This window comes from Rhodoglobus galactosidasius (assembly GCF_054957775.1).
Genome location: NZ_JBQIAV010000006.1, coordinates 51,084 through 74,944, shown reverse-complemented (window position 1 = coordinate 74,944; position 23,861 = coordinate 51,084). Strand labels below are relative to the sequence as shown.

Below are 23,861 nucleotides of genomic sequence, written 5' to 3'. Positions count from 1 at the left end.
ACGTGGTGATTGTTGTTGCAGCGGGAGTGGCGCTGCTCGCGAGCCTTACCGTCCCGGTGCTGCTCAAGCCATTGCTTAGTCGTTTAGGTGTTATCGATGTCCCGAACGCACGATCATCCCACACAGTCGCAGTCATCCGCGGTGTTGGGTTGGCGCCTCTTCTTGCCATTCTTCTCGGACTGATGGTTGTTCTTATTGATCCCGTCGCGCAGGAGGACTCACCGCTCATTCTGATCGTCGCCTTGGTCGCGGCCGGCGCTGGCCTGCTCGGTTGGGTGGAAGATTCGCGGGGTATTCCAGTTCTCATTCGTGCGGGCATACAGCTCGCCTTGGGGGCTGCGGGCGCCGGCGCCCTCGCGGGCATTACGGGAATGTCATGGTGGATTGTGCCATTGCTCGCCGTGGCCGTTGCGGGCTACATCAACGTCGCCAATTTCATGGACGGCATCAACGGCATCTCAGGTCTTCATGGCACTGCTTCCGGGGCCGCTTACGCGGTCCTAGGAACCATCACCGGCGAGCTCTGGATGATTCCAGTTGGTCTTGTTATCGCGGTGGCTTTTCTGGGCTTTTTGCCCTGGAACCTGATTCGCGGCGGCATGTTCCTCGGTGACGTCGGTAGCTATCTTCTTGGTGGGAGCCTTGCAATAGTCGCTGCCGCGGCTATTGCGCGAGGAGTACCCCTCTTGAGCGTCGTTGGCCCCCTGACTATTTACCTCGCTGACTCGGGAGTGACGTTAGCGCGCCGAGTGTTTCGTGGGGAGCGCTGGTATGAGGCTCACCGCAGTCATGTCTATCAGCGACTTACTGATGCTGGTTTAACTCATCTTCAGGTTTCCGTGATTGTCACGGTGTTCGGCATTGCCTGCAGCGCCGCTGGCCTCCTAGCTGCCGCGACGCCGGAGCGGTGGCCAGTTAGCGCACTCCTCCTGCTCGTCGTTGTCGCTGTCTACCTCATGCTCGGTAGAATCGTGAATGCCCAGCGAGGGCGCCACATCGATCGAGTCTCAGGGGGCCACGAGGTATGAGGATTTTTGTTACTGGGGCTACCGGGTTCGTCGGTCGACACCTAGTTCCTCATTTGCTGGATCAGGGACACAATGTCACTTCGGCCGTTCGGTCGTCGGGTTCGGCGCCTACAGGCTCTGATGAGTTAGTGATTGGGTCGATTGGCCCAGACTCAGATTGGTCGGGGCTGCTGGTAGGGCATGATGTTGTCATCCACCTCGCCGCGCGCGTGCATGTGATGAATGACACATCAGAGGATCCGCTCGAGGAATTCCGCCGTGTCAACGCACAGGGTGCCGAGACGCTGGCACGTGCTGCAGCAGAGCAAGCCGTTTCGAGGTTCGTCTTCTTGAGCAGCATCAAGGTCAACGGCGAAGGCACGTCAGGAACGCCTTACACCGCTCATGATGAGCCGGACCCTGCCGATCCCTATGGCCTGTCAAAGCTCGAAGCAGAAGTAGCGCTCGCGGGCCTTCATCGTGAAACTGGCCTCGACGTAGTCATTGCGCGGACTCCTCTCGTTTATGGGCCCGGTGTGGGGGGGAACTTCATCAAAATGCTCGGCCTCGCCGCTCGGGAACTGCCGTTGCCCCTCGCGAGAGTGCGGAACCGTCGAACTATGACATCTATTTGGAACCTTGTTGACTTGCTCGAGCGAGCGGCGTCTGAACCGGAAGCGGCGAATGCTCTGGTGTTGGCCGGTGACGGGTTTAGCCCATCAACCCCGGAAATGTTTCGAGAAATCAGTTCAGCTCTTGGCAAGAAGAGCCAACTTTTCCCATTCCCTGTTGGAATGCTGAAGTTCGCAGGCGCGATTACTGGAAGGTCAGCAGTCATCAATCGTCTGGTGGGGTCACTGGAGATGGAAACCGGCTCCTGCTCAACGGCGTGGGTGTGGCGTCCGGTCGTGTCTTTTCAAGATTCCATGCGCCGTACGGCTCACTGGTACGCAAGTGAAGAAAGCGCCCAAGGAACCGACTCGTGAAGATTGCCATCGTTACTCAGTACTACTCGCCCGAGGCTATTCGTATCCCCGATACGCTTGCTCGGCGCTTGGTCTCACGCGGTCATCAGGTTCGGGTGATTACTGGCTACCCCAACTACCCTGATGGTCAATTGTTCCCAGGCTACCGACAGCGACTTAATCACGTTGAGACCATTGACGGGGTGGAGGTTCGGCGAGTTCCGCTGTTTGTCAGCCACTCATACAATCCCATCGCGCGATTCACGAATTACTTGACCTACGCCTGGAGCGCGGCGTTTGCTCACTCCTGGATTCGGTCGGCAGACATCGTCTACGTGTACGCGACCCAGATGACTCCAGCCATCGGGCCATCGTTGTGGAGAGCATTCTTTCGCCTTCCCTATGTCATGCATGTGCAGGATTTGTGGCCAGAATCCGTGACTGGTTCTTCCATGGTGGGTGGCGGCGCTGCCAAGAGAGTAATAGCAGGAATCCTGAACCCGTGGCTTCGATTCTTGTACCGCACAGCTTCTGCGACGATCGCAATCGCCCCGACGATGGCAAAGATGCTTGTTGAGCGCGGTGTACCAGCGGATCGTGTTCACACAGTATTCAACTGGTCCGGGGTTGAGCCGTCGAGCGTAGAAGAAACGGTGGGAAGCCGCCCCGAAACGGTTTCGGTTGTTTACGCTGGCAACTTTGGGGATCATCAAAGCCTTGACAATGTAATTCATGCAGCGAACGCAGTGAAAGACATTGAGAACCTCCACATCACACTTGTCGGTTCCGGTGTGGCAGATCAGCGACTCCGCGACCTGGCTGCGTCACTGGACGTAACCAACGTCACGTTTGCCGGGCGAGTGCCTCCCGAAGAGATGGGACGGATCCATAGCGGGTCCGATTTTCAGATTGTTTCGTTGAGTAACCTCGATATCTTTGAAGGAACAATCCCGTCGAAGCTGCAGGCCAGCATCTCCCAGGGAATCCCTGTCATTACGGCCGTGCGCGGTGATGTGAAGCGTCTTGTGCAAGAAAATGAGCTTGGTTTCGCCTGTGATCCGGACGACCCTGGTCAGCTCGCAGCGGTGTTTCGCGAGGCTGCAGAACTTGATCCAGAGGTGCGTGCAGGTATGGCGAGAGCCGCCAAAATTTTCTACGACGCTTCCATGTCATTGGATAGCGGCGTATCCCAAATTGAGGCGATTCTGTATTCGGAGTCTCGCCAGAAAAGCGTGAAGGACAGTTGGTAAAATTATGAGTTCGAGTTATGCGGGTAAGACGGTTCTGGTCACAGGCGGGACAGGATCATTCGGCCACACGGTGACACGACAGCTTCTCGATAGAGACGTTGCTGAAGTGCGAGTGCTGAGCAGGGATGAGGCGAAACAGGACCTCATGCGCCATGAACTAGCGGATCTTCGGCTGCGTTTCTACGTTGGCGATATTCGTGACTATCTCAGTGTTGAGCGAGCCGTTCGCGACGTCGACTATGTATTCCATGCGGCCGCGCTGAAGCAGGTTCCTTCATGTGAGTTCTTTCCCATGGAAGCTGTTAAGACAAATGTTCTGGGTAGTGAAAATGTTGTTCGCGCGGCAGATCACGCAGGTGTGACTTCTGTCGTGTGTCTCAGCACTGACAAGGCTGTCTACCCGGTCAACGCAATGGGGATGAGTAAGGCCATGATGGAGAAGGTGGCTCAGTCCTACGGGCTCAATAACCCGAACGCTGAAACAACGGTTTCGTGCGTGCGCTACGGCAATGTTATGTACTCCCGTGGCTCGGTCATCCCACTGTTCATTCGCCAGCTTAAGTTGGGTAAGAACCTGACTGTCACTAACCCCGACATGACCCGCTTCATGATGTCCTTAGAAAGCTCGGTTGATCTCGTGGAGTTCGCTTTTCACAATGCGCAGCAGGGAGACCTCTTCATCCGCAAGGCGAAGTCGTGCACGATCGGTGATCTCGCTCAGGCGGCCATCAACCTCTTCAAGTCATCGGCGAAGGTTGAGGTCATCGGCACGCGGCACGCTGAAAAGTTGTCAGAGGCGTTGGCGAGTCGCGAAGAACTCGCACGAGCCCAAGATATGGGTGATTACTTCCGTATCAAGGCTGATAATCGCGACCTGAACTACAGTGTCTACGTAGATGAAGGCAACCCTGCGCAGTCTGACTTCGCGGACTACGACTCTCATACGGTCGAACGGATGGACGTGTCTGAAGTTGAGCAGCTCCTACTCACGCTGCCTGAGGTTCGCGAGGAGATGGTCGCGGCGGGCCTGTCGTTCGAAAGGGCGATCTGATCTATGTCACATGTTGCGCTGACCGGAGCTAACGGGTTTCTGGGTTGGCATACTAGAGCTGCGTTGTTGGAAGCTGGAGTCGAATCGCGGGGTATCCCGCTGGGAGATGCCTTCTCGTCAGGGCGTGCAGCTGACATCCTCGAAGGGGCTTCGCGACTTGTGCACATCGCAGGCGTCAATCGCGGGACCGATGAAGAAGTGCGCAGCGGCAACGAGCGTTTTGCGCGTCAAATCGCCGACTCTCTGATCCGTGCCACCCAGCCGCCCCGTGTTGTGGTCTATGCTAATTCCACCCAGGCCACGAATAAGAACGTCTACGGAGACGCAAAAGCGGCTGCCGCCGACATCCTCAGGGAAGCCTCCCGCAAGGTTGGTGCTGAGTTCCAAAACGTACTCCTGCCTAACCTTTTTGGCGAGCACGGCCGCCCGTTTTACAACGCGGTCACATCTACCTTTAGTCACCTGCTGGCGAAGGGGGAGACGCCTACTGTTGAGCATGACAAGGAGTTGACTCTGCTTCATGCGCAGAATGCGGTCGACCTGATGCTGGGCAATGTCACTCCTGACGCTCAAGCTGAGCTGGAAGTGCACGAACATGTCGGTGGAGTTCTTGCGCGCCTCAGCGCTTTCGCTGAAACGTACGGCGCCGGCGAGATCCCTGACGTTGCAAAAAAGTTTGACCGCGACCTCTTCAACACTTACCGTTCCTACACTTTCCCGCAGCAGGCACCCGTGCGCCTTACCCGCCATGCAGACGCACGAGGCTCGTTCTTCGAGATTATTAGGTCACACGGCGGGCCCGGGCAGTCGTCATTCTCAACCACGGCGCCAGGAATTAGCCGCGGTGACCACTTTCATCGCCGCAAGATCGAACGGTTTACGGTGCTCTCGGGAACCGCAACCATTTCCCTCCGTAAGCTCTTCACGGATGAAGTAATCGAGTTTCCTGTAACGGGCGAATCTCCGGTCGCGATCGATATGCCCACCATGTGGTCGCATAAAATCACCAATACCGGATCAAGCGAGCTCTACACATCGTTCTGGTCGAATGATATTTATGATCCTGAAGCTCCCGACACCATCGCAGAGGCAGTCCAACCATGAGTAATCGCCTGAAAGTTCTGACTGTTGTTGGAACGCGTCCCGAGATTATTCGTCTCGCAGCGACAATTAAACGACTCGACAAATACACCGAACACGTACTCGTGCACACAGGCCAGAACTACGACTACGAACTCAACGAAGTATTTTTTGAAGACCTAGGTCTGCGCAAGCCCGACTACTTCCTCAACGCGGAGACTTCCTCGTTGGGCGCCGTACTCGGTTCCATCCTCGTCAAAGTTGAGGAAGTACTCTCAGCCGAGCGTCCTGACGCTGTAGTGGTGTTGGGCGATACCAACAGTTGCATCTCTGCTGTGATGGCAAAGCGCATGAAGATCCCGGTTTATCACATGGAAGCGGGCAACCGGTCGTTCGATGAAAATGTTCCGGAGGAGACGAACCGTCGTCTGGTAGATCACGTCTCCGACTACAACTTGGTCTACACAGAGCACGCACGTCGAAATCTGCTGGGAGAGGGAATTCGCCCATCGCGAATCCTTTTGACAGGTTCACCTATGCGCGAAGTGCTTGACGGTAATGCCGACGCGATCGCTTCCAGCGACATCCTGACCCGCCAGAACCTCACGGTAAGGGGCTACTTTCTCGTCAGCCTGCATCGTGAAGAGAACGTTGACAACCCGCACCGGCTGACGTCAGTGCTCATGGCGCTTGGGCTGCTCGCGGACGAGTATGGAGTCCCCGTGCTCGTTTCGACGCATCCACGAACCAGACTGCGGCTCGAGGGGCAGCCTGACGAGTTGAAGAACAAGCTAATATTCCACCCGCCGTTTGGCTTCAACGACTATGTGAGGCTTCAGCAGTCGGCCAAGCTCGTCCTTTCAGATAGTGGCACTATCAGCGAAGAGTCGGCGATCCTTGGCTTTCCTGCGGTTTCGCTACGGGATGCGATTGAGCGCCCGGAAGCAATTGATACAGGCGTGACCATCACGTGTGGCGTGGATACGGATTCCGTCTTGAATTCCGTTTCACTTTCGTTGGCACAATTCGAGACTGATGGCCCCGCAGGAGTGCCGGAAGAATATCTGGTTACAGACACTTCTAGGCGTGTCGTTAGTTTTATTCGTTCAACTGCCGCGACACATCATGTGCGCACGGGAATTCGCAGATGAATTTCATGAGATCACGCTGGAACAAGTACTTGACTCAGAACAATCAGGTCAAGTTCGCAATTGTTTTTACGATCATCAATTTGCACACACTAAGGCACTTGTCTCTGGTCTTGTTCCTCGTGCTGTATGCGCCCACCGCAATCTACGTAACAGTTCAGTTCGCCCGTAAGATTTTCCGTAACTTTAAGGAAGGTCGGTGGACACCATTTCTCGCCTTGGTTAGCGTTGCGCTACTCGGGACAATCACGTCCCTAGCGATTATTTCTCCTGCGGGAGCCTTGTTCGGTTTGTCGCGACTCATATTCGCAGTTCCGGTGTTCTTCGCTCTTTACCTTTACACAGACTCCTACTTGACTTTGCGGAAGCATCTAGCGACCTACGCCGTCTTCTTTGTTGCGGCGAGCCTCACCCTGCCACTCCAGCTTTTGACCGGGCCTATTCCTTGGTTTGCTGCATCGTCGGAGCGCGCGGATTTGGAACGGTACACATCCGTGTTGGGTAGTCTTACAGCGCTTGGGATCATCGTTGGAAGCTACCTCGTCCTTTCGCAAGCAATTCGCCCACCACTGCGCTTGATCCTGGTCTTAGTGATCGTCAGCTCCGCGATAATTTCGCTCCAAAAGTCTGCGATTGTAAACATTCTCATTGGCGTACTCGTTCTAGTGGTGCTGAACAGGCACGCGTACGTCAAGCTGCTGTATGCAGGTTTGGGCCTTGCAGCGGTTGGAGCCGCGGCCTATGGACTTATCCCTCCGTTGAGGGACCGACTCGATGCAACCCTTGTTAGCTTCGGTATTAGCGACGGTTCGATCTTGAACTATGACCAAACAATAATAACGGGAGCACTCGATCGGATAACCAAACTTCCTGCACTTAACTTTGCGGCGCTTGCTGATATCGGGAACCCCCTAGTTTACGTGTTTGGTGGTGGATTTGGCATGGCCAATACGGCACTTGTGCCTGACTCAGATTCGCTCGCTCCAATGGCGCACAATCAATTCGTAGAGGCTGTCACCGTCTTCGGTTTTCTCGGAGGTGGGATTCTGATTGCCTCTTTGGTAATAATTCTGGTTCGCAATATTCGGCTTTACCGAAGCACCCGACAATCTGAAGTCAAATTGATTCTGCTGGCTTACGGGATTTTCTTGGTGAATTCTGTGTTCGCCAACGGTACGTTATATCAGCCCGCTTCTGCATCGATCTACTACCTTGCAATGTTTCTAGCAGTTTTTGGGCACCTACTGGTGCCAGAAAGGGATCGTTTTGGAGTGCCGACAAATCAGTCTCTTGACGCGATCTCCCCTGAACTTAGTCGCTAATGACGGAGCCGATATTGATGCCAAGACCGCTAGTAAGCATTCTGATAATTACTTATAACCAAGAACACTTGATAAGGGAAACGCTCGAGTCTTGCCTTAAACAGAACTTCGACAGCTTAGAGATTGTGGTTTCGGATGATGGGTCGAGTGACCAAACTCCACTGATCCTCGAGGGGATTCAACGCGAGCATCCCGAAGTCGTCCGGCTTGTTCTCAACCCGACGAATCAGGGCGTCACCGCAAACTGCAATGCTGGCCTCGCGATGTGCAGCGGAACGTATATCGCCCTCATGGGCGGTGATGACGTACTGTTCCCTGAAAAAATTAGGAGGCAAGTCGAAGCATTTGACGCGAACCCTCAACTCGTCCTGAGCTATCATCCCTGTCAGGTAATGGAAGATGGTTTGGTTACGGGGATAGTTGGGGATCGGGCAAAGGACATTGTCAGGAATCAGATCGACATGATCGCGAAATTCGGCGCGGCGTTGCCTGGTCCGGCAACTATGGTTCGTGCGGATTCCATACCTATTGGGGGCTTCAACACAGTGATCGGAACGGCCAGTGACTGGATGTACTTTATCGACGTCAGCGCAAAGGGTGAGGTCGGACGCATCAACGAGCCACTCGCAATCTATCGGCAGCATGCCGGCAATATTGGCAAACGATTTGACACCTATAGCGATGACTTCTTGAAGACTCTTGAACTCACGAAACTGCGCTACGGCGATCTGCCTGGTGTTCGCGTTGCAATCCGCAGAGGAGGGATGAGGTTTCTTCTTGGCGCGGTGTATCGATCGATGGAGAATGGGAAGTTCGATCTCGCACGTGACTATGCCGAAAAGCTGAGGCTCTTTGCGCCGATCCCGATTGTCGTCGCCCTAACTAGCGTGATTCGGATTCCAGGGGCCCAAGTGGTATTTCGGCAGTTGAAGAAGCTCCTAAAGCGCTACGTGTAATTCGACCGCCTAGACGAACATCAGAATCGAGATGCCATCTAGAGTTTTCGAACCGTCAACTTACGCACGTTCCTCAACCCCCGTATTTAGCGCCTCTCGGAACGCCTCGTAAGTGCGAATGTAGTCTGTTGGATCGTAAGAATGAGATGCAAAGACGCCAAGCACCGTGTCTGCGCCATATGAGTATTGTGTCCCCCATGTCATTGCTGGCATGTATAGCCCCATTTCTGGGGAATCAAGCAGATGTTCGATACGGGTAGTGCCGTCGTCCGTTATTGCACGAACGCTCCCGCTGAGGCAGACCAAGAACTGCTCACAGCGGAAATGTGCATGCTCGCCGCGCACGTCTCGAGTTGGAACGTCGAAGACGGTGAAGAATCGTTTTGGAACGAACGGTAGATCTGCACGGAAATCGAAAGCGACGAGACTTCCTCGCATATCAGTTGCTTTGGAAAGGCGAGTCAGGCTTGGTGTGTCTTGAGTGGATTCTGTGGTCCCGTCGTCACCCGGGCCAGGGATGGCAAGCTTTCGTCCGTTACTATCTGTGTAGCCGGTCACTCTAGCGGGGTTCCCTACCACGATTGCGAATGGTGGCACATTCCGGGTGACGACGGCACCAGCGCCGACCATAGCATTTCGCCCTATGGTCACGCCTGGAAGGATCACAGCACCGCCGCCGATAGAGGCGTCCTCTTCGATAATTGTTCGCGGAAACTGCTGTGGGTACTGCTTGCTGCGCGGGAAAGGGTCGTTAGTGAAGGTGACGTTTGGGCCAACAAAAACGCGATCGTGAAGTTCGATTCCATCCCAAAGTTGGACGCCGGACTTTATGGTTACGCTGTTGCCAATGGTGACGTCATTTTCGACAAACACATGGTCGTTGATATTGACATTTTCGCCGATTCTTGCTTTGGGAAGCACATGTGCGAACGCCCATATTGTCGTACCGTCGCCGACGGTCGAAGATTCGCAGATTCCCTGAGGGTGAATAAAGGGTCTCGCCATGCTAGTCACTCCAATTCAAGGTTTAGAGGTGCAGTGGCTAAGCCATAGTGGACTGCACTCATACAGGTTGTCTAAATAGCAGTCGATGGTTGGGCCAAAGCTATTCCTCGGATAGCCTCACATACCTGATCGACCTCTTCGTCAGTTAACTCAGGGAAGCATGGAAGCGTGAAGATTTGCCGTGTTGCGGCCTCCGTCCGTGGCAAGCTTCGGAGTTCGGATTCAAAGCCAGGTTGGCTGTAGTCCGGGTACGGAAAATGGATGTCAGTTTGAATGCCGTGCTGGGAAAAGTGGTCCCTAATGTCGTCGCGCTCGCGGGATAAGCCAACCGCCAAATGTGCGACGTGGTGAGGGTCACTTGCCGGGAGCACTCTTAGCGGGCTGTCCGAGGCGGCTTCAACGTACCTCTGGATGATCTCACGGCGACGCTCATTGAATGAATCAAGCTTGGGTAAGCGGATACGCAATATTGCAGCCTGCAGCTCATCGAGTCTGGAGTTCATTCCTCCGGACGTCGTCGCCCGATATTTTGGGTCCCAGGCATATTGCCGAAGGCGAGTGATACTAGCCGCATATTCAGCATTTCCAGTAACGATCGCGCCACCATCACCGAGCGCGCCAAGGTTCTTGGTCGGGTAAAAACTGATAGCACCGACATCTCCGAAGGTGCCAGCTGCGCGGTCGCCCACACGGGCACCAAGCGATTGAGCACAATCCTCGACTACGCGGATCCCGCGGGCGTTACATGACTCAACTAGTCCTCGAATGTCCGTTAGATTCCCATAGAGATGAGTAACAACGACGACCCCGACGTCGTCGCTCAACGCCTCTAAAATCGTCCGGTCGCTTACGCAAAGGGAATCCGATTCTATATCGGCATAGCGAACCCTGAAACCTGCGCGCAACGCTGCCGTCGAGGCGTACCCGCCTGCGTTCGCCGCTGTGAGAACTGTCTGTTTACCTAGTGGCATCGTTGCTTTGATTGCCAGCTCAAGTGCATCAGTGCCTGACGCGACCCCCAGCGCCCAAGGAACCCCTACATATGCAGCCAACTCCTGTTCAAAGGCCTTGACTTGGGGCCCCATCACTACATACCCGGAGTCAAGAACATCCGAAACAGCCTTTTCAATCTCCTGTCGATCGCGCTCTATTCCTCGCGAGAGATCGTTCATTGGAACAGTGCGTTGGGCTATCGACAATCTAAGGCTCCGATTCAAATGGGAGGTACATCGCGTGGCGCATCACAATGCTACTTCACATCGATCTCATGGATCGCTAAAGTCACTAGCCATGGACGTGTGCTGACAATTGCTTCTGACCTAATATCGTCAGAGTCGGATCAAGGATCATCTTGCTGGAAAGAATCAGAGCTACTTTCTTGGGCTCTCCCACAGTGTCGTTTAGTGGGGTGACGCGCGGTGACTTCGTGCGGCTAGATAGGTGGTGCCCGCCAATGCTACGAATGCTAGAACTACTACGATAGGGCTTTCGGCGTATGGCAAAAGGAGCGTGCCAGAGCTAGTAAGCGCCGAGATCACAGCGACTACCAGTGTGCTCGATGGAAGTTTCGTACCAATCTGCATGACGACGAGGTACAGGACAAATCCGACAACTGAGCCAAGAGCGGCACCGCGCTCGCCGAAAAACACTGCTAGGCCGAGTGTTGAAAGCACTCCGAACACAGCGGCCACCACAGTTCTTGTGGCTACTAGTCCTGCTCTCAGTTGGAGTTGATGATGCCAACTGGCGATTCCGCCCATCGTCGCGAGAGATGTTGCCATTATCAGTGGTGCAAGTAATGCAAGGTCAACGAACTCTGTGGGGATGATGATTTTGAGTAGAAAACCGTTTCCCAGATAGAACACGACTATTACTGCAAAGGCGACAGCTAGGCATGCCGATTGCAGAGTCGCGAGACTAGCGTGAACGAGCTTTTGGTTGCCGTTATCCCAAGCTTGTCGGAGCGGCGGATAGGCAACCGTGAGAATAAGACCAAGCAGGGCACCAGAAGTTAACGTCGCTACCTGCAGCATCGCGGCATAAGTTCCGACGGTTGGGCCGGGCGCTAAAGCTGCGAGTATGAGCAGGTTTGAATTATTGAGGATCATGACAGCGAGAGACGCAAACGCAAGATGCATTCCGAACTTGAACGGCCAAGGTCGTACGCGTTCAGGCCGCGGCAATGATCTAAGCCGAAATTTCGGACTTAAAATCAGCGCGGCTATCGAGGAGAAGACCCCCGCGGCCCCAAGACTGATGAGCGGATTCCAACCGAGCATTATCAGGGAGACGAGTGTGGCTGTTCTTACACCGGTTCCTGCGATTAGGTTCCATGCGTACTGCCAAGGTTTCTCCCACATTAACCATGCGAGGGAGATTAGTCGATTGACCGCAACCCCGATTCCCCATCCAACAAAGGCAATGGCGCTTTCGATATGGCCGAGCGGGTATGCTACGGCTGCAACAATGGCGCTTGCAATGGCGACGTAGCCGAGTGTGCGAACTAGCCCGTATCTGTAATTGAATCGGTCGAGCGATGATCCAGGGAACCTCTCAAAGCCGAGGATCACTGGTTCGGCGCTTAGTAGGCTGAAGTAAGCGGCGACGGCGATTGCAACTGCGAGCGCGGAATATTCTGTCGGAGTTAAGAATCGTGTCAACAAAGGTAGCTGGATAGCTGCGGCGCCGAGTGAGAAGAGTCGGGCGGCCACGACCGCCGACCCCGACCCGAGTAGCGAGCGAGTTTTGCTCAACTAGGCCTCCGTCGCTTGGTGTCGTGCGAGTATGGCTGCAAGATTCGGGGATTTGGTAGTCGTGAATGGCGCCAACATCATGACTATAGTTGATTACGTGAGTTGGCCAAACGGGCGAGCCCGCGATGTCAAAATTGGCAGGAAGAACCGAATTCAATCGCCAAGCCTAGATCGCAGATGACGGCTAGCTCGGGGCGGTTCAGCCCGATCCGGATAGTCGGGTCAAATTGGCGCTCCTTGTTGCTGCAGGTGTAAGTGTGGTCTTTGGCATTGAGCGGTTAGGCCGCTGATGGCGAGAGATACTTATCTATGCGGCAAAGTCATAGGCCGAAGCGGAGGGGCACGATGGACGAAGGTCCCAAGGCGTCGCGGTTCCGTCGGCGCTTAACGATGGTGCTGTTTGTCGGCTACTCGCTGTTCGTCGCGGTGATTACCTTGACGCCGCAGATGCCGGGCTCTGGCTTCGTGTCACGCGTAGTCGATCGTCTACTCACATCGCTCCACTATCGGGGGCTTTTTCTCAGCGTCGACTTTCTCACGATTGAGTTCATCGGTAACATACTCATGTTTGTTCCACTGGGCATCTTCACTGCGATGCTCATCTCGCAGCGACACTGGTGGGTTCTGCTGTTCACCGGAACGCTCATGTCTGGAGCAATCGAGCTCAGCCAAATGCTCTTCCTTCCCGGGCGCTTTCCCGAAGTGCGAGACCTGATCTCGAACTCGACAGGATTCCTGCTCGGAGCTATCGGCGCTCTGCTGATCCGCCTCCTTGTTGCGCACCGGGATGGCCTAGTCGAGCACGATCGCCGCAACGCAACGCGAAATACTGCTTCGCGACACTACTAAAGGGAGCAGCTGCCCTAGCGGGAAACCCCAGCTTCGCCTTCTGCGGTGAGGTTGCGCGCCATAGTCTCAAGCACGGTGACGGTGGTGTCGTACTGCTCAGAAGTTACACCTGCGGTGACTCGTTTGCGTTCGTTGGCGATCACAGCAGTGAGCCGTTCAACAACCGTGCGTCCGCGATCGGCGAGTTCGTAGAGAGTGCCGTCCGTCGTGAGCCAGTCGCTCTCGACGAGTTCGGTCAACGACTCAAGCGAACTCGTGTGTGCACCTTGAGTGGGCGGCACAGTGGCGCTCGCGGGAGTCAAAAACGGCGCGACTTCGATGTCGAGCTGCTCGACACCTGCAGCACTGTTCGACAACACGTTCAACAGTTGCCACTGCCTTCTAGTGATTCCGTGTTCTTCGAGGGTGGTGGCGAAGAGCTCATCAATCAGTCGGTCAACGAGTTTCACCCAATATCCGATGGGCTGTTGCGTGTCCATAAACCGACATTACTCCTCTTCCACGAGCACTTTTCGGGCTCGCCCGACTGACTAGTCGATCATCGACTGCTTTGCCTTGACGGGGATCATCAGGCCGAGGCCGGTAAGCAGCACGATTACGATGCCGATGATGCCAAAACGGGTATCTCCGGTGAGAGTCACGAAGAGAGTGAAGAGGCCGGGTGCCAAGAAGCTGACCGCTCGACCAGTGGTCGCGTAGAGTCCGAAAATCTCGCCTTCGCGACCGACGGGAGTGATGCGGGCGAGGAAGCTGCGGCTTGCCGCCTGCACTGGTCCGACGAAGAGAGTAAGGAAGAGGCCCGCGATCCAGAACCCTGTCTTGAGGTCGCCGACGAAGAGCACTGCGAGTCCGGCAAGAACGAGTCCAGCGAGCGATCCGATGATCACATTCTTGGCGCCGAGCTTGTCATCGAGCCAGCCGCCGACAAAGGTGCCGATTCCAGCGACGAGGTTCGCGGCCACAGCGAAGTAGATGACTTCGCTTGGGCTAAAGCCAAACACCTGCGCCGCGATGATGGCGCCAAAGGTGAATACCGCGGCGAGGCCGTCACGAAAGACGGCACTGGCCAGAAGGAACATGAGCACCTGAGGGCTCTTCTGCGCCAAAGCTTTGATCGTGCCAAACAATTTTGCGTAGCTAGCGAAAAAGCTGACCTGGTTTTCGCGGGCGCCGGCAGGAATCTCCGGAACGGCAATCAGCACGGGAATTGCGAAGATCGCGAACCACGCTGCTGAAGCAAGAACCGCGAAACGAACGTCGAGTGCGCCGCCGTCACTGCCGAACGGCACATTCAGAAGTCCGTTGCCGGTTTCGCTGCCAAAGTTCTGAATGAACAGGACGAGCAGGATGATCAGCAGCACAATGCCGCCGATATAGCCCATGCCCCACCCGAAGCCCGACACGCGACCCACAGTTTTTGGTGTTGAAACCTGCACAAGCATCGCGTTGTAGTTGACGCTCGCGAACTCGAAGAAGATGTTGCCGGCAGCCAAAAGTGCGGCGCCAAGGTAGATGTAAGAAGGCACAGGAGCCACGAAGAACATCGCAGCCATCGCAAGCACAACGAGACCCGTGTTAATCGCAAGCCACAGCTTGCGACGACCAGACCCATCCGACCGTTGGCCGAGGATCGGCGCCAAGAGTGCCACAAGCACACCGGCGATGGTGAGCGCGCCAGAAATCACGGTCGTATTGTTCGCTTTCGCGAGAACGAGCGCCGGATTTCTTTCGTCGTCTCCGGCAGCAGCGAGAATCTCGGGATCAATGAACAGCCCGCTCGCGAGGTAGGTGCTGAAGACGAATGTGGTGACGACGGCGTTGAACGCGGCCGAACCCCAATCCCATAACGCCCAGGCGCGAACCTGGCTCTTGGGGATAGCGGGAGAGTCAGGGACGTCGTTGTCGGGAGTCTTGTCCGTCATGCGAACAGGTTAGTGGTGCGCGGCAAACAATTGGTACAACAATAGGCATACCGGCCACATTGGGGCGTGTCCGCTTTAGCGGGGATATGTGGGGTGCGTAGAGAGGCCCCTATGCGCCCACCATGCGATTGTCGAGCAGGTTCTGGCTGAATCGCTGAATACGCTCGTGCAGAAAGGGCTCTGCTGAGGGGTGTGGGGTCTCTGTCGCCGCCAACTCCCGCACGACCTCTAAAGTTTCATTGACGACCGTTTCGGCGCGCCCGGTCCCCCACTTCGTCACCTCATCGATGATGTCGGCCCTGGTGATGGATGCGTGGTCGAGTTTGCCGTTGACGCGGAACGCGAATTCGCCGTCAGTGTCGTACTGTGTCTGCGGCACCACGTCGTACATGGGCGCAACAGTTACCGTGCCGTCCGCTGGGTGCAGTAGCGATATGTTCTTGGCGTGCATATCCAGGTTGCCTACAGCAACACTCAGCGTGAGCATCTTCGCGAGCGTGAGCCGGGGATTTCGTTCGTCGGTCTCTGCCAATAAACGGCTGATGCGGTCCAGGGTCACAACACCATATTTTTCGTACTTCTCAATGGTGGGAACGCCGAGGGACTGCCATTGAGAGCGTGCGACTATTTGCGCCGAACGTCGCGATAGCTGAAGGGTCGAAAGTGATGTCGAACGAGCGGTAGTTATCTCCCGAGATGACGCCGACCCGCTGGCCGTAAAGCTCTACAGCGAGCTCAACCATCGTTCACCCCCCACTCGCCATTGAGAGTTACCCCTACCGTCTTGAGCAGCTGAAACACCCGTCGCATTTGTTTAGTAGATTTCCCGGTTTCGATTTCAGTAATCGCTCGTTGCGATACGCCCAATTCACTCGCGAGCTCAGCCTGAGTCTGCCCAGAAGCCACACGGGCTTGCTGGATTAGTTGACCAAGCGATTCCGGCCCGGTGACCCGTGTGGTGTAACGCATCGACTTCCCCTTGCTGCATTTCGAGGTTGACACAAATTACTACGTTTTCGTAAAGCTATCATTGTATTACGAAATCGTAAAGCGGCGCGGGTTGCACGTTTTCGTAATAATTGAACGCTCCAGTTCGGCCACAGATGCCACCCTGAACATTGACACTTGAGCCATACACACTCAACTTTCAGCTACGCAGCTTGACTCTTGCCCCACGGAAGTAGAAACTTGATACCAAGCGACTCAAGTTCGCATACCCAAACGCTTAAAGGAGTAAGAGCACATGGCTCGAGCAGTAGGAATTGACCTCGGAACCACCAACTCAGTAGTGGCCGTACTCGAAGGTGGAGAACCCACCGTCATCGCAAACGCCGAAGGAATGCGCACTACGCCATCCGTCGTCGCATTCACCAAGGATGGCGAAGTCCTCGTTGGTGAAACCGCAAAGCGCCAAGCCGTCACCAACGTTGACCGCACCATCGCATCCGTCAAGCGCCACATCGGCACCGACTGGAAGGTGGAGATCGACGACAAGAAGTACACCCCGCAGGAAATCTCGGCCCGCACGCTTGCCAAGCTCAAGCGCGACGCCGAACAGTACCTGGGTGAAGACGTCACCGACGCAGTAATCACCGTTCCCGCATACTTCAACGACGCTGAGCGTCAGGCAACGAAGGAAGCCGGTGAGATCGCGGGCCTCAACGTTCTGCGCATCATCAACGAGCCCACCGCTGCCGCACTCGCCTACGGCCTCGACAAGGGTAAAGAAGACGAACTCATTCTCGTGTTCGACCTCGGTGGCGGAACCTTCGACGTCTCGCTGCTCGAAGTGGGCAAAGACGACGACTTCTCCACCATCCAGGTCAAGTCCACCTCGGGTGACAACCGCCTCGGTGGTGACGACTGGGATGCCCGCGTCGTCGACTACCTGATCCAGCGCTTCAAAGACTCCACCGGTGTTGACGTTTCTGGCGACAAGATCGCAAAGCAGCGCCTCAAGGAAGCTGCCGAGCAGGCCAAGAAAGAACTCTCCTCGCAGACATCCGCGAGCATCCAGCTTCCATACCTTTCGCTCACCGAGAATGGCCCAGCCAACCTCGACGAGACGCTCTCACGCGCCAAGTTCGAAGAACTCACCGCCGACCTGCTCGCACGGGTATCAAAGCCATTCAACGACGTCATCAAAGAGGCAGGCGTCAAGCTTGCCGACGTAGCGCACGTAGTGCTCGTTGGTGGATCCACTCGTATGCCTGCTGTTGTTGAACTCGTCAAGAAGCTCACCGGTGGCAAGGAGCCAAACAAGGGTGTGAACCCGGATGAGGTTGTTGCCGTCGGTGCCGCGCTTCAGGCTGGTGTACTCAAGGGCGAGCGCAAGGACGTTCTGCTCATTGACGTCACCCCTTTGAGCCTCGGAATCGAGACCAAGGGCGGAATGATGACCAAGCTCATCGACCGCAACACCGCCATCCCCACCAAGCGAAGCGAAACCTTCACCACCGCGGATGACAACCAGCCCTCCGTATCGATCCAGGTCTTCCAGGGTGAGCGTGAGTTCACGCGCGACAACAAGAACCTCGGAATCTTCGAGCTCACCGGCATCGCGCCGGCACCTCGCGGAATCCCGCAGGTTGAAGTCACCTTCGACATCGACGCCAACGGCATCGTGCACGTGTCTGCCAAGGACAAGGGCACTGGCAAGGAGCAGTCGATGACCATCACGGGTGGTTCAAGCCTGTCGAAGGAAGACATCGAGCGCATGGTTCGCGAAGGTGAAGAGCACGCTTCAGAAGACAAGGCACGTCGCGAAGCTGCAGAGGTTCGCAACAACGCCGAGCAGCTTGCCTACTCCACAGGAAAGCTCATCACCGACAACGCTGAGAAGCTGCCAGAAGACGTCAAGACTGAGGTTCAGGCCGACGTTGACGCACTCAACACGGCACTGGCTAGCGATGACGAAGAGGCCGTAAAGACCGCCTTCGACACGCTGACCGAGAGCCAGCAGAAGCTCGGTGAAGCAATCTACAAGCACCAGGAAGAAAACCCGGAGCCTGCAGAAGGTGCCGAAGCTCCCGCCGACGAGAACTCTGACGAGGACATCGTAGACGCTGAAGTGGTTGACGACGACGACGACGAAACTGACACGGACAAGAAGTAGATGTCTGACAAAAACAAGAAAAAGAACAAAGACCACGACGAGCCCAAAGAGGGGCAGCCCGCAGAGAGTGCGGATGCTGCTGACGAGACTGTCGAGGCGTCCATTGATGACGAGCAGCCCGACGAACAGTCCGACGAGCCCGTAGCGGATGCCGACGCCGAAGCACGTGATGGCGAGACGGGTGAAAACGAGCTGAGTGCAGAAGATCAGCGACTGCTCGACGACGCAAGCCGTGACCTCGTGTCGGACATGCGTGACCAAATGTTGCGTGCTCAGGCCGAGCTGGTGAACTTCCGCACTCGCGTTGAGCGTGATCGGGTTGCCAACCGTGAGGCTGTTATCGCCGACGTTATTCGGTCAATGCTGCCTGCACTTGACGACCTCGATCGTGCAGACAAGCATGGCGACATCATCGACGGCAGTCCCTTGGCGTTGGTCGCACAGAAGATCAACTCCAGCTTCGAGCGCTTCGGTTTGCGCAGAATTGGTGAGAAGGGCGAACTGTTCGATCCCGCCTTTCACGAAGCTGTTGTTCACTTGAGCGACTCGGAGGCAACCGAAAACACGATCGCTGATGTGATCGAGCCTGGCTACATTCTTGGTGAGCGCGTAGTTCGTGCCGCGAAGGTTGCTGTCTCCGGCCCTACTGAGTAAGTCGGGGGTGGCGTGTAGTGGCTAGCCAAGATTGGTTCGATAAGAACTTCTATAAGGTGCTCGGGGTGTCGAAAGATGTCTCAGAGGCCGACCTGAAGAAGACCTATCGCAAACTCGCGCGACAGTTTCATCCGGACTCCAATCCGGGAGATCCGAAAGCAGAGTCCCGCTTCAAAGAAATCAGCGAAGCACATTCTGTGCTTTCTGATCCTGAACAGCGCAGGGAATACGATCAGGTTCGCGCCATGGGTTCGGGCGCTCGCTTTCAAGCGGGCGGCCAATCCGGCGGCTTCGAGGATGTCTTCGGCGGCATGTTCGGCGCCGGTGGTGGCGGTGGCGGTGGCGGCCAGCGATACGGTGGCGGCCAGTCGAGTGCAAGCTTCGAGGACCTCCTCGGTGGCATGTTCGGTGGCCCTGCCGGCGGACCTGCTGGATTCCGTGGTGGCCCTGCGAAGGGTCGCGATCTGGCGGCAAACACCACGCTCGATTTCGTCACAGCAATTAACGGAGAAACGATCAAGCTCCAGCCTTCAGGCGGTCGTCCCATGAACGTCAAGATTCCTGCGGGAGTCAGCGACGGGCAGAAGATCCGCCTCAAAGCAAAGGGCGAGCCGAGCCCGAACGGTGGGGAACCAGGCGATCTGGTGCTGACCGTGTCGGTTCGCAAACATCCGGTATTCGAACGCGAGGGCAACAACCTGCGGGTTGTTGTTCCTGTGACGTTTGCGGAAGCTGTGCTCGGCGCCACCATCGAGGTTCCCACCCTGAGCGGTGCCCCGGTGAAACTCAAGGTTGCGCCGGGAACGCCAAGCGGACGAGTATTGCGAGTAAAGGGCCGCGGGGTGGCCACGACAAAAGTAACCGGAGACCTGCTTGCCGAAGTGCAAGTGGCGGTGCCTAACCGCATCCCGGAGGCCGCACTCGAACACCTCGAAGCCTTTGCGAAAGCAATGCCCGCAGAAAACCCGCGGGATGACCTGATTGCCAGAGCCAGGAGCTAAGAACCATGGATGAGTCCACGCCCGCCTTTGCTATTGCCGTCGCGGCAGAGCTGGCAGGCATGCATCCACAGACGCTGCGACAGTACGACCGTCTGGGTCTCGTGTCACCCACGAGAACCAGCGGTCGGTCGCGGCGTTACTGCATGCGCGACGTGATGCAGTTGCGCGAGATTGGTGCCCTGAGCGCTGAAGGTCTCAACCTTGAGGGCGTCAAGCGCATCCTCGATCTCGAAAATCGGGTGAGTGAACTGAGTTCGAGAGTGCACGAACTCGAAGCAGCGCTAGCGGATGAACTGCTCGCCAAACCCGGACGACGAGTGTTTGCCGCAGGAGCCGCCGGTGAAGTGATCTCGCTCAGAGCGGGCACCAGAGGCGAACGCACCGACCAAGTAGTGCTGTGGCGCCCCTTCACCCGGCGCGACAACCAACTGCCGCGCTGATGCACGTGTCCTCATGATGTATGTGTCGCGATGATGTCGTCAGAAGCACCCCCACTCGGAAGCCCCGCAATTCTGCGGCAGCGTTGGAGCGAAGTCACGTTTCTGCACTGGCAGGTCGACCCCAGCATTGTTGAACCTTTCATGCCGGTAGGCTGTCGCCCCGACACGATCGACGGCAGCACGTGGGTGGGGCTGATCGCATTTCAGATGTCCTGCAGTTCGTTCTTTGGTGGGCCCCGCATTCCGTTGCTCGGTGACTTTCCCGAAGTCAACGTGCGGCTCTATTCGATCGACGAGCAGGGCCGCCGGGGAGTCGTGTTTCTCTCGCTTGAAGCGTCGCGCCTGATCCCGGCGCTCGCAGCGCAAGCCGCCTTCGGCCTGCCCTACCGGTGGGCATCGATGAAGATCGGGCAGCGCGACGGCCAAGTGGCCTACAAAACAAAGCGGCACGGTCAACCGGATGCCGCATCCCACATCATCGTGCGACCGATCGACGATCCGGTGGCAAGTGTTGCGCTCGCGGCTGACCCTCTGGCGACGTTCCTGACTGCGCGGTGGGCGTTTCACGAAACTCACCGTGGACGCACCATCTACTGTCGCAACCACCACGAACCGTGGCCGTTGCAGCCCGCTGAGCTCGTACATCTCGACGACGGGCTTCTCGCTGCTGCGGGATTCGACGGTCTCGCTGATCGCGCCCCGGACTCGGTTCTGTATGCGAGCGATGTGACGACGGTATTTGCTGCGCCGCAGCAGCCGATTCGTGTTCGCCAGCCCCGCGCGCGCACGATCTGGATTCCTGCTCGTTCATCGTAACGGCTCTGGTTTCCTGACCCCTGAATGCATGGTATAGGGCGCTCAACGTGGTCTCATCAGCACAAATGAGCATTGCCTCTTTGCCCCGACAGGGACATGATGAGTAACCACAGCAGGCAACGATGCCGAACAACGCAGGAGGCACCATGACGACGGTCCGCGCAGCTATTACTCAGACAACCTGGACAGGCGATAAAGAGTCGATGATCCAGAAGCACGAGCAGTTCGCCCGCGACGCGAAGGAACAGGGCGCTCAAATAATCTGCTTCCAAGAGCTGTTTTACGGTCCATACTTCGGAATTACCGAAGACAAGAAGTATTACGCCTACGCAGAACCCGTTGATGGCCCGATCGTCACGCGCTTTCAGGCACTGGCCAAAGAACTCGACCTGGTCATGATTCTGCCGATCTATGAAGAAGACATGCCAGGTGTGTACTACAACACCGCAGTCGTTGTTGACTCGGATGGCACCAACCTGGGCTCGTACCGCAAGCACCACATCCCGAACCTCGACAAGTTCTGGGAGAAGTTCTACTTCCGCCCCGGCAACAAGGGCTACCCCATCTTCGACACCGCGGTCGGCCCGGTCGGTGTGTACATCTGTTACGACCGCCACTTCCCTGAGGGATGGCGCGAGCTCGGCCTCAACGGTGCCCAGATGGTCTTCAACCCCAACGCCACCAAGCCCGGACTCTCCAACCGCCTGTGGGAGGTTGAAGGACCGGCTGCTGCCGTGGCCAACGGCTACTTCGTGCTTCAGCCCAACCGGGTTGGTCGCGAAGACAACGAGTACGGCGACATGGCCGTCGACTTCTACGGCACCAGCCAGGTCATCGACCCGCGAGGCAACTTTGTCGGCGAGCGTGGATCGGGCACCGACGAAGAGATCATGATCCGCGATCTCGACATGGACATGATTCGCCAGATGCGCGACGACTGGCAGTTTTACCGTGACCGTCGTCCGGACTCCTACACCTCGATTCCCCAGCCATAACGACAGCCCCCGGGTTGTCTTTGCGCCCGGGGAACAGCAGGCACACGACAAGCAGAGGAGCGAATCATGGCCACCACTCTCATTTCCGGCGGTACGGTAGTCAGCTCAACGGGGCGAGCCCCAGCTGACGTTCTCATCGACGGCGAAGTAATCAAGGCGGTGCTGTCACCCGGCAGCACCCTGTTCGGAACGGATATCGCGGCATCCGTTGATCACGTCATTGACGCCACCGGAAAGTACGTCATTCCTGGCGGCATTGACGCGCACACTCACATGGAGCTGCCCTTCGGCGGCACCGCAGCAATCGATACGTTCGAGACGGGCACTCGCGCTGCGGCGTGGGGCGGCACAACTTCGATCATCGACTTCGCAGTGCAGACCTACGGCACCCGGATCGAAGATTCCCTCGCCACCTGGCATGGCAAGGCTTCGGGAAACTGCGCGATCGACTACGGCTTTCACCAGATCGTCGGAGATGTCACGCCCGAGTCGCTGAAAGCGATGGAGCGATTGCCTGACGAGGGCATCACGAGCTTCAAGATGTTCATGGCGTACCCGGGCGTTTTCTACTCGGATGACGCGCAGATTCTGAAAGCGATGCAGGTGTCTCGCGACTCAGGCATGCTCACGATGATGCACGCGGAAAACGGTCCGGTCATTGATGTGCTCGCCGAGCAGCTTGTAGAGCAGGGTAAAACCGATCCGTACTATCACGGCGTAGCGCGTGCGTGGGAGATGGAAGAGGAAGCGACCCACCGGGCGATCATGCTCGCGAAGCTCACCGGCGCCCCGCTCTATGTGGTGCACGTGAGTGCGAAGCAGGCGGTCGAACAGATCGCCGGCGCTCGCGACCGCGGCCAGAACGTCTTTGCCGAAACCTGCCCGCAGTATCTCTACTTGAGCCTCGAAGAACAGCTCGGTGCGAGGAGCGAAGAGTACGGTCACTTTGAGGGCGCGAAATGGGTGTGCTCAACGCCGCTGCGGTCGCGTGAAGAGGGCCATCAGCAAGCGATGTGGCAGTCACTGCGCACCAACGATGTGCAAATGGTCTCGACCGATCACTGCCCCTTCTGCATGAAGGACCAGAAAGAGTTGGGCCTGGCTGACTTCCGCAAGATTCCGAACGGAATCGGCACGGTCGAGCACCGCATGGACCTCATGTATCAGGGCGTCGTCACCGGTGAGATCACCCTCGAACGTTGGGTCGAACTCACGAGCACGACGCCGGCACGAATGTTCGGCATCTACGGCAGAAAAGGCGTAATTCAGCCCGGAGCCGACGCCGACATCGTCGTCTACGACCCCCGGGGGCACACCTCGATCGGGATGCCGATAGACGAGAACGGTAACCCCACCGGCAAGAAGCACCACATGAACATGGATCACGCTGCCTGGGAAGGTTTCGAGATTGACGGGCACGTCGACACCGTCATCTCCCGCGGCAAGGTCATCGTCGACGGCGATGAATACCTCGGTTCGAAGGGCGATGGCCGCTACATGAAGCGCGGCCTCACTCAGTACCTGACCTAAAC

General features: G+C 56.7%; 24 protein-coding genes. 16 read left to right on the top strand and 8 right to left on the bottom strand.

The window, feature by feature from the left end; all coding sequences use genetic code 11:
• The first annotated feature begins 2 nt into the window (after positions 1-2).
• From ACTJJW_RS09210 to ACTJJW_RS09175, 8 genes are read left to right on the top strand one after another with little or no spacing between them, the layout of a single operon-like run.
• A complete protein-coding gene (locus ACTJJW_RS09210; RefSeq protein WP_462644009.1) occupies positions 3-1,028 on the top strand; it encodes an MraY family glycosyltransferase in 1,026 nt (341 codons plus the stop codon).
• Positions 1,025-1,993 carry a UDP-glucose 4-epimerase family protein gene (locus ACTJJW_RS09205; protein ID WP_462644008.1) on the top strand — a complete coding sequence of 323 codons (969 nt, stop codon included), beginning with the start codon at positions 1,025-1,027 and terminating at the stop codon, positions 1,991-1,993. Before ACTJJW_RS09210 ends, ACTJJW_RS09205 begins: the two co-directional genes overlap by 4 nt.
• Positions 1,990-3,222 carry a glycosyltransferase family 4 protein gene (locus tag ACTJJW_RS09200; protein ID WP_462644006.1) on the top strand — a complete coding sequence of 411 codons (1,233 nt, stop codon included), beginning with the start codon at positions 1,990-1,992 and terminating at the stop codon, positions 3,220-3,222. The genes ACTJJW_RS09205 and ACTJJW_RS09200 overlap by 4 nt, the downstream gene beginning before the upstream one ends.
• A 4-nt stretch (positions 3,223-3,226) precedes the next feature.
• Entirely contained in the window at positions 3,227-4,273 is a 1,047-nt protein-coding gene (locus tag ACTJJW_RS09195; protein ID WP_462644004.1) for a polysaccharide biosynthesis protein, read from the top strand.
• A 3-nt stretch (positions 4,274-4,276) separates the two neighbouring features.
• Positions 4,277-5,377 carry a polysaccharide biosynthesis C-terminal domain-containing protein gene (locus ACTJJW_RS09190; protein WP_462644002.1) on the top strand — a complete coding sequence of 367 codons (1,101 nt, stop codon included), beginning with the start codon at positions 4,277-4,279 and terminating at the stop codon, positions 5,375-5,377.
• Positions 5,374-6,504: a non-hydrolyzing UDP-N-acetylglucosamine 2-epimerase gene (wecB, locus tag ACTJJW_RS09185; RefSeq protein ID WP_462644001.1), complete on the top strand. Its 1,131-nt coding sequence runs from the start codon at positions 5,374-5,376 to the stop codon at positions 6,502-6,504. Before ACTJJW_RS09190 ends, wecB begins: the two co-directional genes overlap by 4 nt.
• Positions 6,505-6,533: 29 nt before the next feature.
• Positions 6,534-7,823 carry a hypothetical protein gene (locus tag ACTJJW_RS09180; protein ID WP_462643999.1) on the top strand — a complete coding sequence of 430 codons (1,290 nt, stop codon included), beginning with the start codon at positions 6,534-6,536 and terminating at the stop codon, positions 7,821-7,823.
• Positions 7,823-8,779 carry a glycosyltransferase family 2 protein gene (locus ACTJJW_RS09175; RefSeq protein ID WP_462643997.1) on the top strand — a complete coding sequence of 319 codons (957 nt, stop codon included), beginning with the start codon at positions 7,823-7,825 and terminating at the stop codon, positions 8,777-8,779. The genes ACTJJW_RS09180 and ACTJJW_RS09175 overlap by 1 nt, the downstream gene beginning before the upstream one ends.
• Before the next feature lie 60 nt (positions 8,780-8,839).
• Here the strand turns inward: ACTJJW_RS09175 and ACTJJW_RS09170 are convergent, their stop codons facing one another.
• The 3 genes from ACTJJW_RS09170 to ACTJJW_RS09160 form a co-directional block, all read right to left on the bottom strand.
• On the bottom strand, positions 8,840-9,784 hold the full coding sequence (locus ACTJJW_RS09170) for a WxcM-like domain-containing protein (protein WP_462643995.1): 945 nt from the start codon (positions 9,782-9,784) through the stop codon (positions 8,840-8,842).
• 71 nt (positions 9,785-9,855) lie between these two features.
• Positions 9,856-10,956, bottom strand: coding sequence for a DegT/DnrJ/EryC1/StrS family aminotransferase (locus tag ACTJJW_RS09165; protein ID WP_462643994.1), 1,101 nt, complete (start codon positions 10,954-10,956; stop codon positions 9,856-9,858).
• A 228-nt stretch (positions 10,957-11,184) separates the two neighbouring features.
• On the bottom strand, positions 11,185-12,537 hold the full coding sequence (locus ACTJJW_RS09160) for a lipopolysaccharide biosynthesis protein (protein ID WP_462643992.1): 1,353 nt from the start codon (positions 12,535-12,537) through the stop codon (positions 11,185-11,187).
• Between the two features lie 345 nt (positions 12,538-12,882).
• Here ACTJJW_RS09160 and ACTJJW_RS09155 point away from each other — a divergent pair, with 345 nt between their 5' ends.
• The gene (locus tag ACTJJW_RS09155) at positions 12,883-13,386 is read left to right on the top strand and encodes a VanZ family protein (protein ID WP_462643990.1); all 504 of its coding nucleotides are present in this window, start codon (positions 12,883-12,885) and stop codon (positions 13,384-13,386) included.
• A gap of 14 nt (positions 13,387-13,400) precedes the next feature.
• Here ACTJJW_RS09155 and ACTJJW_RS09150 read toward each other — a convergent pair whose 3' ends face one another.
• The 5 genes from ACTJJW_RS09150 to ACTJJW_RS09130 form a co-directional block, all read right to left on the bottom strand.
• Positions 13,401-13,865 (bottom strand): hypothetical protein, encoded by a 465-nt coding sequence (locus tag ACTJJW_RS09150; protein ID WP_462643988.1) that lies wholly within the window; start codon positions 13,863-13,865, stop codon positions 13,401-13,403.
• Positions 13,866-13,916: 51 nt separating this feature from the next.
• A complete protein-coding gene (locus ACTJJW_RS09145) occupies positions 13,917-15,308 on the bottom strand; it encodes an MFS transporter (protein WP_462643986.1) in 1,392 nt (463 codons plus the stop codon).
• 109 nt (positions 15,309-15,417) lie between these two features.
• Positions 15,418-15,894, bottom strand: a complete 477-nt coding sequence (locus ACTJJW_RS09140; RefSeq protein ID WP_462644273.1) for a HipA domain-containing protein — start codon at positions 15,892-15,894, stop codon at positions 15,418-15,420.
• Positions 15,890-16,051, bottom strand: coding sequence for a hypothetical protein (locus ACTJJW_RS09135; protein ID WP_462643984.1), 162 nt, complete (start codon positions 16,049-16,051; stop codon positions 15,890-15,892). The genes ACTJJW_RS09140 and ACTJJW_RS09135 overlap by 5 nt, the downstream gene beginning before the upstream one ends.
• A complete protein-coding gene (locus ACTJJW_RS09130) occupies positions 16,044-16,277 on the bottom strand; it encodes a helix-turn-helix domain-containing protein (protein WP_462643982.1) in 234 nt (77 codons plus the stop codon). The genes ACTJJW_RS09135 and ACTJJW_RS09130 overlap by 8 nt, the downstream gene beginning before the upstream one ends.
• A 274-nt stretch (positions 16,278-16,551) precedes the next feature.
• Between ACTJJW_RS09130 and dnaK the strand changes: the two genes are divergently transcribed.
• The 7 genes from dnaK to hydA all read left to right on the top strand — a co-directional run bounded on the left by dnaK (position 16,552) and on the right by hydA (position 23,859).
• Entirely contained in the window at positions 16,552-18,423 is a 1,872-nt protein-coding gene (gene dnaK / locus ACTJJW_RS09125) for a molecular chaperone DnaK (RefSeq protein WP_462643981.1), read from the top strand.
• A complete protein-coding gene (locus ACTJJW_RS09120) occupies positions 18,424-19,077 on the top strand; it encodes a nucleotide exchange factor GrpE (protein WP_462643979.1) in 654 nt (217 codons plus the stop codon). It abuts the gene before it with no gap.
• 17 nt (positions 19,078-19,094) lie between these two features.
• A complete protein-coding gene (locus ACTJJW_RS09115) occupies positions 19,095-20,078 on the top strand; it encodes a DnaJ C-terminal domain-containing protein (RefSeq protein ID WP_462643977.1) in 984 nt (327 codons plus the stop codon).
• A gap of 5 nt (positions 20,079-20,083) precedes the next feature.
• Positions 20,084-20,518: a heat shock protein transcriptional repressor HspR gene (locus tag ACTJJW_RS09110; RefSeq protein WP_462643976.1), complete on the top strand. Its 435-nt coding sequence runs from the start codon at positions 20,084-20,086 to the stop codon at positions 20,516-20,518.
• 30 nt (positions 20,519-20,548) lie between these two features.
• The gene (locus ACTJJW_RS09105) at positions 20,549-21,334 is read left to right on the top strand and encodes a YqjF family protein (protein WP_462643974.1); all 786 of its coding nucleotides are present in this window, start codon (positions 20,549-20,551) and stop codon (positions 21,332-21,334) included.
• Positions 21,335-21,480: 146 nt separating this feature from the next.
• Positions 21,481-22,329, top strand: coding sequence for a nitrilase-related carbon-nitrogen hydrolase (locus ACTJJW_RS09100; RefSeq protein ID WP_462643972.1), 849 nt, complete (start codon positions 21,481-21,483; stop codon positions 22,327-22,329).
• Between the two features lie 66 nt (positions 22,330-22,395).
• Positions 22,396-23,859, top strand: a complete 1,464-nt coding sequence (gene hydA / locus ACTJJW_RS09095) for a dihydropyrimidinase (RefSeq protein WP_462643971.1) — start codon at positions 22,396-22,398, stop codon at positions 23,857-23,859.
• The last annotated feature ends 2 nt before the right edge of the window (positions 23,860-23,861 follow it).

Coding starts and splice junctions, on each gene's coding strand:
- ACTJJW_RS09205 (WP_462644008.1), top strand. CDS start 1,025: ATGAGGATTTTTGTTACTGGGGCTACCGGGTTCGTCGGTCGACACCTA.
- ACTJJW_RS09195 (WP_462644004.1), top strand. CDS start 3,227: ATGAGTTCGAGTTATGCGGGTAAGACGGTTCTGGTCACAGGCGGGACA.
- ACTJJW_RS09190 (WP_462644002.1), top strand. CDS start 4,277: ATGTCACATGTTGCGCTGACCGGAGCTAACGGGTTTCTGGGTTGGCAT.
- wecB (WP_462644001.1), top strand. CDS start 5,374: ATGAGTAATCGCCTGAAAGTTCTGACTGTTGTTGGAACGCGTCCCGAG.
- ACTJJW_RS09175 (WP_462643997.1), top strand. CDS start 7,823: ATGACGGAGCCGATATTGATGCCAAGACCGCTAGTAAGCATTCTGATA.
- ACTJJW_RS09170 (WP_462643995.1), bottom strand. CDS start 9,784: ATGGCGAGACCCTTTATTCACCCTCAGGGAATCTGCGAATCTTCGACC.
- ACTJJW_RS09165 (WP_462643994.1), bottom strand. CDS start 10,956: ATGAACGATCTCTCGCGAGGAATAGAGCGCGATCGACAGGAGATTGAA.
- ACTJJW_RS09155 (WP_462643990.1), top strand. CDS start 12,883: ATGGACGAAGGTCCCAAGGCGTCGCGGTTCCGTCGGCGCTTAACGATG.
- ACTJJW_RS09150 (WP_462643988.1), bottom strand. CDS start 13,865: ATGGACACGCAACAGCCCATCGGATATTGGGTGAAACTCGTTGACCGA.
- ACTJJW_RS09145 (WP_462643986.1), bottom strand. CDS start 15,308: ATGACGGACAAGACTCCCGACAACGACGTCCCTGACTCTCCCGCTATC.
- ACTJJW_RS09135 (WP_462643984.1), bottom strand. CDS start 16,051: ATGGTTGAGCTCGCTGTAGAGCTTTACGGCCAGCGGGTCGGCGTCATC.
- ACTJJW_RS09130 (WP_462643982.1), bottom strand. CDS start 16,277: ATGCGTTACACCACACGGGTCACCGGGCCGGAATCGCTTGGTCAACTA.
- dnaK (WP_462643981.1), top strand. CDS start 16,552: ATGGCTCGAGCAGTAGGAATTGACCTCGGAACCACCAACTCAGTAGTG.
- ACTJJW_RS09120 (WP_462643979.1), top strand. CDS start 18,424: ATGTCTGACAAAAACAAGAAAAAGAACAAAGACCACGACGAGCCCAAA.
- ACTJJW_RS09110 (WP_462643976.1), top strand. CDS start 20,084: ATGGATGAGTCCACGCCCGCCTTTGCTATTGCCGTCGCGGCAGAGCTG.
- ACTJJW_RS09105 (WP_462643974.1), top strand. CDS start 20,549: ATGATGTCGTCAGAAGCACCCCCACTCGGAAGCCCCGCAATTCTGCGG.
- ACTJJW_RS09100 (WP_462643972.1), top strand. CDS start 21,481: ATGACGACGGTCCGCGCAGCTATTACTCAGACAACCTGGACAGGCGAT.
- hydA (WP_462643971.1), top strand. CDS start 22,396: ATGGCCACCACTCTCATTTCCGGCGGTACGGTAGTCAGCTCAACGGGG.